Source organism: Serratia fonticola (assembly GCF_001006005.1).
Classification (GTDB): Bacteria; Pseudomonadota; Gammaproteobacteria; order Enterobacterales; family Enterobacteriaceae; genus Chania; species Chania fonticola.
Genome location: NZ_CP011254.1, coordinates 4,688,588 through 4,705,310 on the forward strand (window position 1 = coordinate 4,688,588; position 16,723 = coordinate 4,705,310).

Annotated in this window: 15 protein-coding genes; 7 read left to right on the forward strand and 8 right to left on the reverse strand. The window is 48.0% G+C overall.

Going from position 1 to position 16,723, the window contains the following annotated elements; translation table 11 throughout:
- The 3 genes from WN53_RS20800 to WN53_RS20810 are packed head-to-tail and all read right to left on the reverse strand — an operon-like array spanning position 1 to position 4,062.
- A complete protein-coding gene (locus WN53_RS20800) occupies positions 1 to 1,785 on the reverse strand; it encodes a GMC family oxidoreductase (RefSeq protein WP_046808228.1) in 1,785 nt (594 codons plus the stop codon).
- Positions 1,772 to 3,607: a GMC family oxidoreductase gene (locus WN53_RS20805; protein WP_046808229.1), complete on the reverse strand. Its 1,836-nt coding sequence runs from the start codon at positions 3,605 to 3,607 to the stop codon at positions 1,772 to 1,774. The genes WN53_RS20800 and WN53_RS20805 overlap by 14 nt, the downstream gene beginning before the upstream one ends.
- Complete coding sequence (locus WN53_RS20810) at positions 3,604 to 4,062, reverse strand: sugar dehydrogenase complex small subunit (protein ID WP_046808230.1); 459 nt, start codon at positions 4,060 to 4,062, stop codon at positions 3,604 to 3,606. Before WN53_RS20810 ends, WN53_RS20805 begins: the two co-directional genes overlap by 4 nt.
- 828 nt (positions 4,063 to 4,890) lie before the next feature.
- Between WN53_RS20810 and WN53_RS20815 the strand changes: the two genes are divergently transcribed.
- From WN53_RS20815 to WN53_RS20835, 5 genes are all read left to right on the forward strand, one after another.
- A complete protein-coding gene (locus tag WN53_RS20815; protein WP_024486797.1) occupies positions 4,891 to 5,313 on the forward strand; it encodes a DoxX family protein in 423 nt (140 codons plus the stop codon).
- Between the two features lie 368 nt (positions 5,314 to 5,681).
- The gene (locus tag WN53_RS20820; RefSeq protein ID WP_024486796.1) at positions 5,682 to 7,580 is read left to right on the forward strand and encodes a PAAR domain-containing protein; all 1,899 of its coding nucleotides are present in this window, start codon (positions 5,682 to 5,684) and stop codon (positions 7,578 to 7,580) included.
- The gene (locus WN53_RS20825) at positions 7,577 to 8,242 is read left to right on the forward strand and encodes a DUF2931 family protein (protein ID WP_024486795.1); all 666 of its coding nucleotides are present in this window, start codon (positions 7,577 to 7,579) and stop codon (positions 8,240 to 8,242) included. Before WN53_RS20820 ends, WN53_RS20825 begins: the two co-directional genes overlap by 4 nt.
- 6 nt (positions 8,243 to 8,248) lie before the next feature.
- The gene (locus WN53_RS20830; protein ID WP_024486794.1) at positions 8,249 to 8,911 is read left to right on the forward strand and encodes a DUF2931 family protein; all 663 of its coding nucleotides are present in this window, start codon (positions 8,249 to 8,251) and stop codon (positions 8,909 to 8,911) included.
- Positions 8,912 to 8,917: 6 nt separating this feature from the next.
- Complete coding sequence (locus tag WN53_RS20835) at positions 8,918 to 9,577, forward strand: DUF2931 family protein (protein WP_046808231.1); 660 nt, start codon at positions 8,918 to 8,920, stop codon at positions 9,575 to 9,577.
- A 774-nt stretch (positions 9,578 to 10,351) separates the two neighbouring features.
- Here the strand turns inward: WN53_RS20835 and WN53_RS28715 are convergent.
- The 5 genes from WN53_RS28715 to WN53_RS20850 all read right to left on the reverse strand — a co-directional run bounded on the left by WN53_RS28715 (position 10,352) and on the right by WN53_RS20850 (position 12,721).
- Complete coding sequence (locus WN53_RS28715) at positions 10,352 to 10,525, reverse strand: hypothetical protein (RefSeq protein ID WP_158645290.1); 174 nt, start codon at positions 10,523 to 10,525, stop codon at positions 10,352 to 10,354.
- A gap of 294 nt (positions 10,526 to 10,819) precedes the next feature.
- Entirely contained in the window at positions 10,820 to 11,083 is a 264-nt protein-coding gene (locus WN53_RS27665; RefSeq protein WP_071785012.1) for a protein L, read from the reverse strand.
- A 45-nt stretch (positions 11,084 to 11,128) separates the two neighbouring features.
- A complete protein-coding gene (locus WN53_RS20840; RefSeq protein WP_024486532.1) occupies positions 11,129 to 11,872 on the reverse strand; it encodes a hypothetical protein in 744 nt (247 codons plus the stop codon).
- A gap of 30 nt (positions 11,873 to 11,902) precedes the next feature.
- Entirely contained in the window at positions 11,903 to 12,145 is a 243-nt protein-coding gene (locus WN53_RS28720; protein WP_152526629.1) for a hypothetical protein, read from the reverse strand.
- A gap of 360 nt (positions 12,146 to 12,505) precedes the next feature.
- Positions 12,506 to 12,721 (reverse strand): hypothetical protein, encoded by a 216-nt coding sequence (locus WN53_RS20850; protein ID WP_024486530.1) that lies wholly within the window; start codon positions 12,719 to 12,721, stop codon positions 12,506 to 12,508.
- A gap of 251 nt (positions 12,722 to 12,972) precedes the next feature.
- On the opposite strand from WN53_RS20850, the gene WN53_RS20855 reads away from it, so the two are divergent.
- Positions 12,973 to 14,880: an ATP-dependent nuclease gene (locus tag WN53_RS20855; protein ID WP_024486529.1), complete on the forward strand. Its 1,908-nt coding sequence runs from the start codon at positions 12,973 to 12,975 to the stop codon at positions 14,878 to 14,880.
- Positions 14,877 to 16,619 carry a UvrD-helicase domain-containing protein gene (locus tag WN53_RS20860; RefSeq protein ID WP_037413284.1) on the forward strand — a complete coding sequence of 581 codons (1,743 nt, stop codon included), beginning with the start codon at positions 14,877 to 14,879 and terminating at the stop codon, positions 16,617 to 16,619. Before WN53_RS20855 ends, WN53_RS20860 begins: the two co-directional genes overlap by 4 nt.
- Positions 16,620 to 16,723: the final 104 nt, after the last annotated feature.

The following is a 16,723-nucleotide window of genomic DNA, read 5'->3' on the forward strand; positions in this document are numbered from 1 at the left end:
TCAATGTTTCCGTCCGAGTATATGGTCGGCAGTGGCGAAGGTCAGGGCCGTCATGGTGAGCGTGGGATTTGAGGTGCCCAGCGTTGGCATGCTGCCGCAGCCAATAACGTAAAGGTTGGGGTGATCCCAGCTTTGCTGGTGCCGGTTGACTACCGAATTCTCTGGCCGCGTTCCCATCCGGTGGGTGCCTGCAATATGGCCAACGCCTGCCCAGATGTAACCGTTACCTTGCCAGGTGAAATAACCGGGGTTGTCTGATCGGTAGTGAGTGAAATCCTTGATGCCCAGTTGGCTGAACAGGCTGCTGGCCACTTCGCGGCCAAACGCCATCCCGCCTTGGCTATAGTCGTCCACGTTGTAGTGGATCACTGGCCGGTAATTACCGAGCGGATCACGCCAGCGATCGTCGATGGTGACGCGATTGGCGGCATCCGGCAGCTGTTCGGTCATCATGTCCAGGCGGATTTGCCGGGGTAGTACTTGCCCAAGCCGCTGGCGTAACTCCTTGCCATACAATCGCTCGTCATCCACCATATCCAGCGTGCTGTCCACCGGTTCGTTGCGTGGCCAGCTCCAGCCCCAGTTGCCGATCTCCAGCACAAATGCGGCGCGGTCGCGGCGGAATTCGCCACCCCGGTAGTTCACCAGCGTTGACGTCAAACCCGGCCCACGAAATGCGCCTATCGCTTCCGGCGATAACCCCCAAGACAAGATGGCGGGGTGATCCATCAGGTTACGCCCCAGCTCTCCGCTGGACTGACAGGCCTGTGATGCCTGTAATAACACGGCATTTTCGATAGCATTGGCGGCCAGAATAAACAGCTCGCTGTGTAAGGTGATCGGCTCAAAGTCATGGCTGCTGTCGTTCTTCCACACCTTGCAGTCCAACGCGCTGATTTGCCCCGTCTCTGGCGAGATATGCAGACGAGAGGCAACCGCCTGGATCAGCAAATCGGCATCCGTTTCCACCAGGGTTTTTAACGCGTTGTAACGAGCCTGGATCGGGCAGATAGGAATACAGCTGGAGTTGCCCATACAGCGACGACCCACGGCCGGATTACCCACCGCACCACGCGGGGTATAACCTGCATTGGGCACACTGTTTCTGCCTTGCGGGATAGAGCGGATCTGGGCTTTGTCTGCCGTACCGGGTAATTCGGCCTGGGCCAATCCGGCGATCATCCAGCGATCCAGATAGCTTTGCGGGATTTTCTGCATCGGGTATTGATAGCCTGATGCAAAATAGATGCCGTGGTATTGCTGATCCTGTACGTCGGCGGAAACCCCAATTTCCAGTTCAGCGCGTTGATAATACGGCAGTAACTCTTCATAGCTCAGCGGCCAATCCACGCCACGCCCAAACAGCGTGGCCATGGCAAAATCCTCTGGCAGCATCCGTGGACAGCTGCCGAACCAGTGCAGCGACGTGCCACCCAGCCGGCGGGTATAGTTACTTTCAAAGGGATAGGGGCCCATCTGCACGAAATACCCTTTGTGGGAAGGTTTACCGGCCGTGATGGGTTCAACGTCAGTCACTTCTGGCTGTGGTGCGTTGGGTGAATCGGGATAGGGCGCGTTAGGCGTTTTTGCCACGGCCTGCATAAAGGTTTGTACATGATCAAGGTGCTGGCCAAAGCTGTCGTTGCCCGTCCCGGCTTCGACGATCAGCACCCGGCGGCCAGCGCGGGTCAGCTGCTTGGCCATGATGCAACCGGCAAATCCTGAGCCTACGATCACCGCATCATAGGGTTGGGCGGTGGCTTGCTGCCAATCAATCTGCCGCATAAGGTACCCCGTTGAGATCCTGCAGGATGTTATGCGCAGCCCAGAAGGTGAGTGCAGACATCGTCAACGTGGGGTTTGAGGTACCCATGTTGATCATGTTGCCGCAGCCCACCAGATAGAGATTGGGGTGCTCCCAGGTACGCTGATATTTATTCACCACGGAGCTTTCCGGTGAACTCCCCATGCAGTGGGTTCCGGCAAAATGCCCGGCACCGTTAAAGGTGAAGCCTCTTTTTTTGTCTTTGCAGAGAAAGTATCCGGGGTCCTTCTCCGAATATCTGGAATGGTTGTCGATATCGGTCTGTTTAAAGATCCCCATCGATACGTCGAACGCACTGGCAAAACCGTCCCGAGTATAGTCCGATAAAGTGTAATTAATGATCGGACGGTAGTTACCCATTTTATCGAGAAATTGCTTATCGATGGTGACATGGTTTTTGGGGTCTGGTAGTTGTTCTACCAGAATGCCGAAGCGGAACTGGCGTGAGACCTGTTTTTTAAGCTCTTGACGTAATTCGGTCCCGAATTTGCCGCCATCTACCAGGTCGTTCAGATCCTTCGCCGGTGCTTGAGCGGGCCACAACCAACCGTCGTTGCCCATTTCGAACCGATACGGAGCATGGTGTTTGCGGAAGCTGCCAGTGCGCAGATCTTCAATGCCGGAGGTGGCCAATGGCCCACGTAGCGGCCACAGCGGTGTTTCTTTGGTTAACCCCCAGGTCAGCAGTTCCGGGTGATCCATCAAATGGCAACCAACCACCTTGCTACTTTTGCAGGCATCGGAGGCCAGCAGTAGCACCGCGTTGGCGACGGCGTGGGCGGCGAGCACATAGCGTTTACCCTTCACCGTATGCAGGCTGGGGGTAAAGTCTCCTGGATATTGGTAGTGTTTGAACTGAACGCCGGAGATCGCCTTGCTGTGCGGATCGATATCCAATTGAAAAGCCACGCTCTGCAGCACGATATCGAGCTTTTCGTGGTTGGCCGTATCCAGCGTCTTCAGGGCGTTGTATTTGGCCTGAATGGGGCAGATGGGCACGCAACTGGAGTTACCCATGCAACGGTGACCCACTTTGTCGTTACCCACGGCACCTTTTGGCGTATAACCCCGGCCATGATCGTAGGCGCTATTGGGCACGCTATTGCGCGCGGCGGGCGTGCCACGCACCTTCAGGATATAGGTCTTGCCGTCATCGATCACTTTCATGCCGTCAATACGGCTAGCCAGTTGCTTATCGCTCCAACTGGCGGGCAGACCGTGCATCGGGTAGACATAACCTGGCGGGAAGGTGACGCCAAGGTAGGACTGTTCTTCCACATTGGCGGAAACCCCCAGTTCCAGCTCGGCCTTGCGATACCAGGGTTCCAGCTGTTGATAATCGATCGGCCAATCGATACCGACGCCATATAGTGAATGTGTGCGAAAGTCCTCGGGCAGCATACGTAAGGATGTGCCCAGCCAGTGCAGGGTGGTGCCGCCGAGATAGCGGGTATAGGTCGAACTAAAGGGCAGTTCGCCACGCTGGACGAAATAACCCTCGTCGTTCGGCGTTTTGCTGACTTCGGTTTCCAGCGGTTCCGGGGCATTAGGGTTGCTTGGGTAGGGCGCATTGGGGATTTTGATGGTGGCGGTATAAAAGGTGTTGAGGTAGTCCAGATAGCCTTGATAGTCCGTCCCCAATCCGGTACCGGCTTCGACGATCAGGCAGCGTTTTCCCGCCTGCGTCAGGGTTTTGGCAACGATGGCGCCGGAGATCCCTCCGCCCACGATCACCACGTCGTACTCGTTTTTTTCTGCTTGTTCAGGAGTGATGATATTCATAGTTTCACCACCGTAGAGGAGGTTACCGGTGGTTCAGACCAGGCACCAAAGCCTTGTTGTTTGGCACCCTGTGGATGGGCATGGATCGCATCCCACACCAAGCCCTGTTGATAGCTGTTAGCACTGGGGATCTGGGTCTCCTTCGGGTTGTCTGGTGAATACCACTGGCCCAGGTACCACAGTTTGATAATGCTGCGCACCAACGTTGACAACTTTTCTGAACGCAGCAGGTGGGTTTCTACAAAGGACGAGTGCTGTGCAGCATCTGCCGGAAGTTCGCCGTAGGTCGCCAACAATGTGGCAAAACGTTCTGCCGCGTGCGTTTGTACCCAGTCATAATAAAAGGCGGCTTGGCCAGTACCGAGTAACTCAAAACGGTCAAAACCGGTTAATAAACGGGAAAGATCGATAAATTGCTGTAGTGCCGCATCGGATGCTAGTTGTTCATCGCTCATAAGGTGCTGCCTGTATAGGTTTTTATTATGGTGGCGTTATTACTGCCACCGGGAAAAATCAATAAAACAGGTTGCATTAGTCGTTTTATTTATTGCTGTGGATTAATAGGGCGTATTAATCCCTGAGCCTCCAGTAACGTGGATGTTCATGATTTTTCGTTCTTTAGGCGCACTAAAAAGTACGCTATTGTAAAAACAATAACGATAATTTAACCCATGTTAACCTTTTGAATTTGAACGAATAGTGTGTGCCTCGCGCAAGCAATACCACCGCTGGTGGCGAAAATTTACGTGAGATTCACAATGTTTACTTCCCGGGCTAATTATATTGGCGGTGAATTGCTATGCTAAATAAAATGAAATACACATAGCGTGCCAGCATTGCGCAGGCACGTGGTATCTCATTAAAATAAAAGCTCGTTCAGAATGTTACGGGTTAAAGTACGTGGTTAAGTTTTTATTTCACTTAATCCACCACATTCTTCGGAGTGTAATAAATATGGTATGAGAGACCATATTCCGCAAGCTTAAGCATTAATAAAGTATTTAATGATATATAATTCCCCTGAAGGAAAGATGTTTTGCTGTAAAAAAACGCACAACAGCATAAAATGCCAATTATTAACATTTAGCTCCTATAGATAGAAAGATAATTCTTTACGTGCTTACTATAACGCCGCGCTCTAAGGAGGCAGGCATGCAGGTGGTGTCGGTTTTTATGAAAGGTTGTTTAATGTGTTAGATCAAGGTTTACTTCGAATTCCGTTGTAAAAATGCAACTTAGGATTAGATTGATTGTGATTATCATTAACTTTCAATAGGTGCAACATGGTGAATTGGTTTAATCGTGTCATGGATCGTCCAGATCTGGGCAAGCTGATCCTGCGCTTGGCGTTCAGCATTATGATGATATTCCATGGGTGGCATAAACTGATCGGCGGTATCGATTATATCCAGGAGTTGCTGACTCAACATGGGTTGCCAGGCTTTATCGGTTACGGCGTTTTCGTCGGTGAGCTAGTAGCTCCACTGTTGATCATTTTGGGTATTTTTACCCGCCCGGCGGCGTTAGTGTTTTCATTTACCATGCTGGCGGCTTACCTGCTGATCGACCCCGGCAAGGCGCTGATGCTGACGAAGGTTGGGGCCTGGGGGGCGGAAGATATGGCGGTGTATTTCTTTGCCGGGCTGGCCATCGCCTTCCTTGGCAGTGGTCGCTATTCGGTAATGAAGGATCCGAACTGGCGTTGAGGTAGCTAGCCGGTATCGATAGGGACGCACACCGTGGCATTCCAGTGCTGAATGCCACTTCAATATTTCTCAACATTAATACTTGGCTTTTCAGCGCGAACACAATTCACCAGCTGGTATAGCTCCAGTGAAAGCCCGATTGCTCTCTCTGTAAGAACCCGTGTGAGACAGGCCGATGATACGCATTGGCGCCGATTTCGTGATGTTGACGTTTAACATGCTGGTGTCCACTGGCTTCTTCAAATTGGTCAATTTTTGACAGTTTGTCGTAGAGAGTTTAGTCTGGTTCCGGATGCAACCCTTAATAAAACATGGAGTAATGTCATGGAAGAGGCTGACAAAGAGGCTCGCAGGATATGAGCAGAGGAATGAACTACCAGGGAATATCTGTCATTTGCCAGGGCGATACCACCACCACAGGGGGGCGGGTACTGGAGGGAGTTCTGGGAAATCGTTACACGTGTGATGGTATTCCCGTCGCGCTGAAAGGGCATAAGGTTTCGTGTCCGGCTTGCGGGAAAATCGGGGTTATTGCCGAAGGGGAAGCAAACTTAAGTTTTTATGGTGTACCAACGGCACTTGACGGCCACCTTGTGGCTTGTGGTTGTCCGGTTGGTAGCCATCGTCTAGTTGCGAGCAGTCAACCGCTCTCGGTTGCCCCATCCATATCTCCGAGCTCAATGCTGATGAATAACGGACAGGCAGCGGAGCCAGCGCAGTATGCTAAGAGTGTGAAGAAACAGGCAGCAGAGCCAGAGCAGCACGCGCAGGCGGCCAAAAAGGAAAGGCAGAAGAGGGAAATTACCCTGACCATTGGGGTATTTTTCGACGGCACCGGCAATAATGCGGATAATACCGCCGCCAGCCTTGATGCCTGCTCCGGAGAGCATTTTGGGATGAACAATGCCGATGCTCAATCAGCTTATTTCCAGTGCGTTCAGCTAAAAAGCGGACACAGCGGCTTCGCTGCAGGTAGTCATCTCGGATATTACACCAATGTGCACTGGCTCAATATTCTGTATAACCAAAAACTCACTGCCGATACGGGATACGGCCAGCGCGCAATTTATATCGAGGGGATTGGTACGGAAAGCGGGGAAGGCGACAGTACTTACGGGATGGGCACCGGCAGGGGTAACACCGGCGTGGTGAGGAAAACCGATAAGGCAGTCGCTATGCTGGTTGCTGCTATCAACGGTTATCTGGATAACCTGCCTGACGCCAGTTCCTGTATTATCAAAGAATTGCAGTTTGATATTTTCGGGTTCAGCCGGGGAGCTGCTGCGGCACGGCATTTTGCTAACCGGGTTTTCAGTCAGGAGCAGGCGATTATCGCTGCTATCAAGTCCGGTCTGGGAAGTATTGAGTTCTCAGGTACGCCCGGCGGTAAAACCCGTTTTCTGGGGATATTTGATACGGTGGCTGGCATCGGTACGCCGGTCAACGGGTTCAATCCGCACAGCGCCGATACGGGCGAGGTGAATATTGTGCTGCGTCCGGGGGTGGCAGAGAAGGTATTTCATATCACCGCACAGCACGAGTGCCGGTTCAACTTTGCATTGAACAGCGTGAAGCCTGCGTGGCCGGAACTGGCTTTGCCAGGTGCGCACTCTGACATTGGTGGCGGTTACAACCCTGACGAGTACGAAGCCTATTTCATTACCCGTCCGCAGTTTGAAACCGTGCCCTTTTCCACACCCGATTCGAAAACGCGAGTTTATCAGCAGGCCTGTGAGCAGCTCAGTGCGATGGATACCTGGCCAGCGATTGGCCCTTTATTGCAGGCATTGGAGATCAACATTGATACCTGGCACGACGAGCGGATGCCAGCCGATCGCTACGGCATGCCGCAAAAACGCAGCGGGGCGGCAGCGGTCATTGAGCGCCCGACGCGCAACGACTGGTCGAGGGTGGTGCTGCGGGTAATGATCGATGCTGCGCAGGATGCAGGCGTGGTATTCGATCCTATATTACCTAAAGACGATAATCTGTCACTGCGAGCTGATCTGAACAGCCTGTGTGAAAAAGCAATTGTGATGGGCCGCGCGGTAAGGAATGGGGCATCTGCTCCCGGATTCACTAGTCGGGAAATCGAAATGCTGGCGGAGAAATATATCCATTGTTCAGCCAACTGGAACAGCGTGGTCAGAGACGGTGAGGGGATGATAGCTGGGGCAGTCAAACCGGCGAAGCTGGTAACCTTTACTAACCGTCCTGACGAAAGCTGGCAGAGAACGGTATACAATATGGATGGAAATAAAATATGAAAATAATCCGTTTGGCAGGGTTTCTTCCGGTACTGCTGCTGGCGGCGTGCCACAGTCACAGTGCTGGCAAGCCCGAGGCTTCTGTCCAAAACGATGTGCCCACCGAGTGGAAGTTTAATTTTTTCACGCCCAAGGCGCTACCCGCACTGGTAACGTTTGTCGCTATCCTTGATGCTAACGGAACTGATTACCGGTTTAATACTCTGGACAGCACCCCGGACCTGGATAAAGTCATCGGTAATTGGAATGATAGCGATCGAGCACCCGGAGGGCACTGGAATCACATTAAACATCCCCCTAGGCATATTCTTTTTTGCTGGGACTCGGTGATTGATAAAAGAGTATATGAAACTCGCCTGACCTTGTCTGACGCCGTTGTGGAGAAGATGCGCAATCCCAGCGTGTATAAGGATTATCAGGGTAATATCGGGTATTACGACAACATACAAATTGGTCTGGCTCCAGGAGGTAAGGTTGCAGTCTGGCTACGAGGTATCGGTAGTCAGCCTAATTATCGCGTGACGCCATCAGTCTTAAAGACCGTGTCCGGGGATAAATTAGAGCTTTGCAAAGGGATAACACGGTTTTCTAACGGCTATGAATATGGGGAAAATACTGAGAGTTTTATCAAAGGGAAAACCTATCCCTACGGCAATTGGTAGCAGACATTGTTCCTAATCCGTTTGGCGGGACTTCTTCCGGTACTGGTGCTGATGGCGTGCCACGGTGCGGGCCAGCCCCAGGAGGTTTCTGTCCAAAACGATGTGCCCACCGAGTGGAGATTTAATTTTTTCACGCCCAATGCACTACCCGCACGGGTAACGTTTGTCGCTATCCTTGATGCTAACGGAACTGATTACCGGTTTAATACGCTGGATAGCACCCCGGACCTGGATAAAGTCATCGGTAATTGGAATGATAGCGATCGAGCACCCGGAGGGCACTGGAACCACGTTAAACATCCCCCTAGGCATATTCTTTTTTGCTGGGACTCCGTGATTGATAAAAGAGTATATGAAACTAGCCTGACCCTGTCTGACGCCGTTGTGGATAAAATGCGCAAACCCAGCGTGTATAAGGATTATCAGGGTAATATCCGCTATTACGACAACATACAAATTGGTCTGGCTCCGGAAGGTAAGATTGCAGTCTGGCTACGAGGTATCGGTAGTCAGCCTAATTATCGCGTGACGCCATCAGTCTTAAAGACTGTGTCCGGGGATAAATTAGAGCTTTGTAAAAGGATAACTAAACACCCCAATGGGTATAAATATTACGGAGATACTCCTGAATTTATCAAAGGGAAAACCTATCCCTACGGTAATTGGTAGCAGACATTGTTCCTAACTCGTCTGGCGGGGCTTCTTCCGGTACTGGTGTTGATGGCGTGCCACGGTGCGGGCCAGCCCGAGGCTTCTGTCCAAAACGATGTGCCCACCGAGTGGAGATTTAATTTTTTCACGCCCAATGCACTACCCGCACGGGTAACGTTTGTCGCTATCCTTGATGCTAACGGAACTGATTACCGGTTTAATACGCTGGATAGCACCCCGGACCTGGATAAAGTCATCGGTAATTGGAATGATAGCGATCGAGCACCCGGAGGGCACTGGAACCACGTTAAACATCCCCCTAGGCATATTCTTTTTTGCTGGGACTCCGTGATTGATAAAAGAGTATATGAAACTAGCCTGACCCTGTCTGACGCCGTTGTGGATAAAATGCGCAAACCCAGCGTGTATAAGGATTATCAGGGTAATATCCGCTATTACGACAACATACAAATTGGTCTGGCTCCGGAAGGTAAGATTGCAGTCTGGCTACGAGGTATCGGTAGTCAGCCTAATTATCGCGTGACGCCATCAGTCTTAAAGACTGTGTCCGGGGATAAATTAGAGCTTTGTAAAAGGATAACTAAACACCCCAATGGGTATAAATATTACGGAGATACTCCTGAATTTATCAAAGGGAAAACCTATCCCTACGGTAATTGGTAGCAGACATTGTTCCTAACTCGTCTGGCGGGGCTTCTTCCGGTACTGGTGTTGATGGCGTGCCACGGTGCGGGCCAGCCCGAGGCTTCTGTCCAAAACGATGAACCAACCGAGTGGAAATTTAATTTTTTCACGCTTCACGCGCTGCCTGAATGGTGACTTTGTCTCTATCCATTGTTCCAATAATTTCGTGTATCACGTGTTATGTTGAAAAGGCCGCTGCGAAAATATGTCACACAGCGGTCTCTTTAGCATAACAAGGACTGGAGGAAATCTTACGTGAAGATCTTGAAGCTCTATCTGGCTTGACCGAGAAAGCTATGTTTGGTGGCTTTTGGCTTCTTGATGGCAAGCTTATCTTTGCGGCTCGTGATGATGGGATGCTGGTCAGGCTTGGAAAAGGTCGAGGCAGTTGGGCATTCGAACAACCAGATATTGTTACAATGATTTCGCGAGGTCGCAAAATCCAGGGATGGGTGCGAGCAGGATCGTCAACTTTTTGGGCGTAATGTACTACGCCGGAAACTGGTAGACTCAGCTCTCGATTTTGTTCGATCCTTGCCGGCCAACTGCAAATGAAGAACAAGCTTTGTCGGTTGTATCAGCGGATTGCCTTGGATGAGTTTTGTACTGAAAAGTCAGGTAAGAGCATGGGGTTGGTTGGCCAAGTGAATTTTTGACTATGACCAATGAAGACCAATGACAGTACCAGATAGCCAGATTCCACGTATCGTTATCTTTGTCAAGGCTCAATAGGAATGTCTATACGCTGGCTCATTAGAAATGTCTATGGTTCAGTGTTCTTATCCAGAACGGCGTGAGATATTCCAGTTTCTCCATCAGGTGAGAGATGGCGATGGTGCTAGGCTTCCTGTTAGATATCGGCGTCCACGGACTGCCAGACGCGGCAATTTTCCACCACCACTTGGTGAAATCTCTAGGGTTATTCATTACACGCTTCCTCTTACTGATACTGCCATAGCTCATGAGATTTGGAGTTGGGGGGAACTATCGGCAAAATACTGATTAGCCTGGATAGTGTTGAACATTAATATTCTGAAATTTGTATTTCTTCGTCGTCTCTGGGAAAGTCCTTTCGGGGGGGACGGACATTACAACTTTGGTGCAACAACACTGGTGCGCATAATGTGTGACTCGTTATGTTGAAAAGGCCGTTGCGAAAAATTTTACTCGCAACGGCCTTTTTAGCAAAACGTCATTATACGAACCAACATTATTTCTTCGCTATTTAATACCGAAGTTATCACCTGCAGTATCAGTTCTGATAATCAATTGCCATGAAATATCTTTATTGGAACTATGTTGGTGATGATTTTGAGGTGGGAAAGGATCACTTTTATTACTTGTAATTTCTTTTCCACATACAGTACAGCGATAAATCCCTGAAACAGGTACCTCTTTTCCTGGTCCGTATGTGGATTTCCAGCGTTTATTGTCACCTGAAACTAGTGTTAGATGTTTTTTTGTCTCATTTGTATAGGCTGCCATTTCCTTCTCCTTGGGTTAAGATGTTTCATCAGTAAAAAACCTTACCTAAATTGATGTTTTGAAATGCTCATAGATATTAGTAGCAATTAGAGAGCTAATTACACCGAAAATTATCACAGTGAAGGAGGATATAGTCAGTGAAATTATTGGGTGTAGCTTAACAAAGTCTATCCATCTGTAATATAATGTTTTTTTAATGCTTTTTAGTTCTAGCTTAATATTTTCAGTCAAATTAATAGGAACTTTGGCACTAGCTAACGTATGTTCGCACTCTCTACATATAATCGGTTTGTTGCATGACTCAATAAGATCTGATTTTATTCCGTTCATATCAAACAAACATCCTTTGGTTTCATCATGAGTAAACCCAGGAGTTTCTTCATAGTTGGGGATTCTCCTCCCTGACCTCAGATAAACCAATGAGTATGCATATAAAATTCTGTAAATTACATTTTCCAAAGGGATGTTATCATAAAGTAGGTAATCTTTAACCTCATGAAAAGTAAATGCAATTTTATTGCCGCCAAGCCTGCGTGAATACCAGTTGTTTTCTAGTGGAACATTTGTTAGCACTACTAAAAAATCAGAAGAATCCAACTCAGGAACTTGCTGATTTATTAACTCATCAGAATATGCCCAATAATAATCAATATCTGATTCGCAATTTAAATTATGAATGTCAATACTGGATATTTCGAATAGTTCAGAATTCCAATGCTTTACTTTTTTTATATCAAACCTTGCTGGAATATACCCCAATGTGGCTAATTTTATTTTAACCTTTTCCATCGTCCTATCCTTGTTCACTTTGCCTGATAGTTACTCATGCCCTTTAATGATCTGGTCACGGGCGACCTCATTAACGCTTAAAAGATGGTCATTTATAACATGGAGTTCTTGAATGCGGGCAGTATTCCGATATTTAGCCATGCCCTCAAGAGCGTTTTTCGCATCGTTAACATTCTGATAGTACGTGGCTTTTTCGGGGTCATGGAACCACTTTTTTTCATACTCGTTATAGCAGATTGCGATTTGATCCCCTCTGGCGATGATGTACGCCAAAAACCTACCAACCATTACGACCTCTGCCATTTTGGGGTGAATAATGACTACACAGTGGTTCCGGGTTCTGTGACACCCGGATTTTAGTATGATAGGCCATAGTAATGTTATGGGCAACTCTGGGTCAAAACAGTTTTGCTGTTGAACGTTCGGAGTGAAAACAGAAATTACGAATAGGAACAACTGCTCATCATAGATATGCATCAGTATTGTGCATAACTCTGGCCGGACTGAAACAGAACTACCGGTGCCTACAAGCCTGCTGCATGCCAGAAGAGGCACGAAAAGAAACTATAGGGGCATAATAGCCTGTTTGAAAATGGGTCATGCGCACCTGAGGTCGTACTTACACTTCCTCTTTTAGATGACAGCATCAAGCTGATCAGCAATTCGCATGATTTTTGACCAATCTGAGTCACTATAACGGTGTCCTTCAATCTCAAAGGAGGTTTTGGCATTGTTCATAGCAGATTCTTCGATTGAACGACGGCTTACGGAGCGGGAACCGGCATTCAAACCACGAATGTACACAGTGACCTTGTCAGAAGAGCTGCCTCGTGCTGGCCGGGTACTCATTTTGTCTCTCCAGATAGCAGAGGTTAAAGATATGACGATCAGTATATACTTTGGCCAAGCAAGTTGGTAGCTGCAACAGTCACCTTGACAAAAATGCAGGGGTGATGGGCTAGGCCACGGATAATCGATTATTTCTGAAACAGATTGATGAAGTCAGGTACAATATACCATCATCTATGATAAACCATACTTATAACGTGCTTTAATAGAAACTGCTTCACTATTTTTTCGCTGAATGGATAAGGAATATCATGTATCTGAGTACCTTAGAAATCAACGGCTTTAAATGCTTCGATAAAAGTTTCTCAATCGAATTCAATGATGGTCTAAATGTTTTGGTTGGTGAGAATGGAGCTGGTAAAACAGGCATTATTAGTGCTATCCGTCAACTCTTCACTGATTCAGAGTCGGGAAAACGTTCTATCCGGGACAGGGATTTCTATCGCGGCTTTTCTCATGGCGCAATGACGTCTGAAAGTATTCATATCGAGGCAACGTTCTCCGAACTGAATCAGAATGAAACTACAGCCTTTATTGACTGGTGCGGACAGGAACCTGAGGCCAAACTTACCTTTACAGCAACGAATCGCGAATCACGTGGACATTACCGGTACCAGATTTGGGGAGGACGCCAGCGCATTAAACCCGTAGACTTCGAGGTCCTCGATCTTATCCATTGCATCTATCTGCCTCCATTACGAGATGCGGAAATCAAGCTCCGTGAGGGAAGGCAATCTAGGTTGGCACGCCTTCTAAAGGTATTGTGCCGTCAGGAGCTTGAGGAGTGTAAGAAGGCTGGGACAGCTCATCCACTCGAACAGCGCGTAGGGGAATTCAATCAAGAATTGTCCGAGAGTGAAGATTTTGCCATCAAGCAGGCCAACCAACGGATCGGGGACAATCTCAAGGAAGCGCTTGGCATGCATTTGTCCCAAGGTACACTCATCCAATTTTCAGAGGTTAACTTTTCTAAGATCGTTGAAGGTCTCCGGTTATTGTATTACCCCGATCTTTCAGGTGCTGATGCAACACAATTCCGTTCATTAGAGGAGAATAGCCTCGGTTACAACAATATGTTGTATATTGCATCTATTTTGGCTGAACTGATCATTGATGTGGATGATGATACAGGTGAGAAGACTTACCTTCGCCTGTTGCTAATCGAAGAGCCAGAGGCTCATCTGCACCCACAGTTACAAATCCGCTTGCTCAGGCATCTAAGGACGGTTGCAGAGACTAGGGGAATTCAGGTGATTATTACCACTCATTCGACAGTTATCTCATCAGCAGTATCTGTTGACAGTATCATTCATCTTTCACGAGTTGATCAGCCTGTCGCAGTCCCTTTACATCAATGTGGATTACCTGAAGCAAGCCGCCGTTTTATTGACCGATGGCTGGATGTGACTAAGTCGAATTTGCTTTTCTCGAGGGGAGTCATTCTGGTTGAAGGTATTGCTGAGGCAATTGTTGTTCCTGAACTGGCTCGCATCGTGCTACAAGCTTGTGGTAAAGGGCGTGATTCCCTAGATGATTATGGGGTTTCAGTGATCAACTTAAACGGGATCTACTTTAACCATTTCATGCAACTTTTTTGTAATGTTGAAGGGGGACAGCAGGGGACGAATATTCCAGTCCGATGTGCAGGGCTGACTGACAATGATCCTCCTAAAGCCATTGAGAAGATTGTGGATGAGGTAGGAAAGGAAAAAGCGGTGCCTTACCTTCCGCATGCTGATGGCTTTCAAGAGGGGAACAATCCTGCTCTGAGATTGATTCCACTTATTGCGCAGTCGCAACATGGTCGACTGTACGCAGGGAAGTACAAAACCTTCGAATACGACATTGCACTTGAAGGTAATAATCTGAGCAAAATGTTTAAGGTTATAGCTAATAATTGGCCTACAAAAGGGGGACAAGTAGAAGCAACCTTGGAGGCTGCTGCAGAGCTGGACTTCTCCGAAATGCCGAATTTTGATAAAGCCAATTATGCCTGGCAACTTCTCCAACGTATAGATTCTGATGAGATGGGCAAGGGACTATATGCCCAAGTTTTGGCCGATGTCTTAAGGGAGGATCTGGGGGACTTTGTAGTACCCGAGTACATTTGCGAGGCTATCCTATGGGCTTGTAACATCCAACCTGAGATTGTCACATGATGATTCTGACCGAGGAGCAACAGGCCTACATTAACACCCCACTCAATGAAAATGTGTATCTGAGGGCTTGTCCTGGAAGTGGTAAAACGGAGGTTGTTGCTGCTCGGATAACTCAGGCAATACGAAATTGGAAACAATTCCCGTCTGGCATTGCTGTATTAACATTCAGTAATAGTGCCACAGATGAGTTGAAGGAACGGTTGGTTGAATATCTTGGCGAGCCAGTCTCACACCCTCACTGCGTCTCAACATTCGACAGTTTCTTGTTTACGCATATAGTAGCAAAGATCGCCAGCCAGATAACAGGTTATCAAGGAAAGGATGGGGATTTCCGTATTCGGCTATTAGATAGAGCAGCTGATATCTTTCGCACTAGAACAAAAATCTGTGAAAGGAAAATATCCGCTTGTAGGTATGACTACGATCTGGACAGTAATAGTTTCGTGTTCTCAACTGGTGAACTGACAGATGCTGTATTCAACGCAGCTGTATTGAGCGATGAGAACAAACAAGATTTAATTGATACCAAAAAAAGGCTTTGGAGAAGTGGATTTGCAACCTACAGAGATATAGACATGCTCGCCCTAATGGCGCTTAGAGACGAGGCGTTCGTGGAGTACTTTGCCAGGATAGTACGCCGGTTTCCAGTGGTGGTCGTGGATGAATGTCAGGACCTCTCCGCCGAACAGTTAGCTATTATTAGGGGGCTAGATCGTTTTGGTATGCGATTTCATTTTGTTGGCGATCTTAATCAATCCATTTATGGCTTCAGAAAGGCAGATCCAGCCCGTGTGCAGAAACTATTGAATGATTTGAATTTCAGGGAGCTATCGTTGACCGCCAACTGGCGCAGTAGTCAGACCATTGTTAATCTGTGCAGTGATTTATTAAACATTCGAAGAGGGGACGGTAACCCAGAAATTGAACCGCTTAAGCCTAAGCTCATTCAATATCAGAAATGTCCTTCTGAACTGATGCAACGAATCACTGAACTTACCAAAGGCTATGAAAATGTTGTGGTTGTCGCCCGTGGTCACCGCACTCTCCAGCGTTTAACACGCGGTAGGGTATTAAATCCAGTTGAAGAGTTAGCCATGTCGTGTGTGTCGGTAGAAAGTAATAATCTAGAGGCAGTGAGAAATGCCATTAATACGTTCGCCCGGTGGCTTGCGTCAAAGTTAGCGCTAGAAGTTGTACCGATGAGTCTTCACCGGCCCATCGAAATTGATTCAACATTGGTTTGGCGGCAGTTCATTTTCAATTGCCTGAAGTTTCTCAGTACTTGTGGTGCCTCAGATGTTGAATTGACTTGGAAGCAATGGGCTGCCTTAACCAAACAAGGCATACGTCAGTTGTCTTGCCAACCCTTCATGTTGGCAGAAATCGCACAGAAGTTGGCGGATTTGAACGAAGTTAATTTAATAGCACCCAAAGGTCTAGGGGCTGAAAAATTATCCACTCGCTTAACATGTGTAGAACAACAGCCCGTAGTATCGCATCGTTATGCAACTATCCACCAAGTAAAGGGGGAAACACATGATGCGACAGTGCTCATATCTTCCCTCAAATCAGGTAAGCAGTCTCACTGGAAAGATTGGCTTAATGACCCACTCGAGGAGGCAGCGCGTTTCGCCTATGTAGCAAGTTCTCGACCTCGACATCTGCTTATATGGGGAGTTAAAGCACTTAAACCGAAGGAACATAAAAGATTGATTGAACTTGGGTTTGAAATTTTATGATTTATAATTCCAAACCATCGTATAATGAAGATCGTAGACGCTGAGTTTAAATCGCATCTGAAATCACCGGAGGTAAATGAGGATGGCGACACTGAAAAAAATGA

Bases quoted from the DNA above. Each gene is read 5' to 3' on its own strand.
- WN53_RS20860 (WP_037413284.1), top strand. From the start codon at position 14,877: ATGATGATTCTGACCGAGGAGCAACAGGCCTACATTAACACCCCACTC.
- WN53_RS20800 (WP_046808228.1), bottom strand. From the start codon at position 1,785: ATGCGGCAGATTGATTGGCAGCAAGCCACCGCCCAACCCTATGATGCG.
- WN53_RS20820 (WP_024486796.1), top strand. From the start codon at position 5,682: ATGAACTACCAGGGAATATCTGTCATTTGCCAGGGCGATACCACCACC.
- WN53_RS27665 (WP_071785012.1), bottom strand. From the start codon at position 11,083: ATGGCAGCCTATACAAATGAGACAAAAAAACATCTAACACTAGTTTCA.
- WN53_RS20810 (WP_046808230.1), bottom strand. From the start codon at position 4,062: ATGAGCGATGAACAACTAGCATCCGATGCGGCACTACAGCAATTTATC.
- WN53_RS20815 (WP_024486797.1), top strand. From the start codon at position 4,891: ATGGTGAATTGGTTTAATCGTGTCATGGATCGTCCAGATCTGGGCAAG.
- WN53_RS20855 (WP_024486529.1), top strand. From the start codon at position 12,973: ATGTATCTGAGTACCTTAGAAATCAACGGCTTTAAATGCTTCGATAAA.
- WN53_RS20840 (WP_024486532.1), bottom strand. From the start codon at position 11,872: ATGGAAAAGGTTAAAATAAAATTAGCCACATTGGGGTATATTCCAGCA.
- WN53_RS28715 (WP_158645290.1), bottom strand. From the start codon at position 10,525: ATGAATAACCCTAGAGATTTCACCAAGTGGTGGTGGAAAATTGCCGCG.
- WN53_RS20805 (WP_046808229.1), bottom strand. From the start codon at position 3,607: ATGAATATCATCACTCCTGAACAAGCAGAAAAAAACGAGTACGACGTG.
- WN53_RS20850 (WP_024486530.1), bottom strand. From the start codon at position 12,721: ATGAGTACCCGGCCAGCACGAGGCAGCTCTTCTGACAAGGTCACTGTG.
- WN53_RS20825 (WP_024486795.1), top strand. From the start codon at position 7,577: ATGAAAATAATCCGTTTGGCAGGGTTTCTTCCGGTACTGCTGCTGGCG.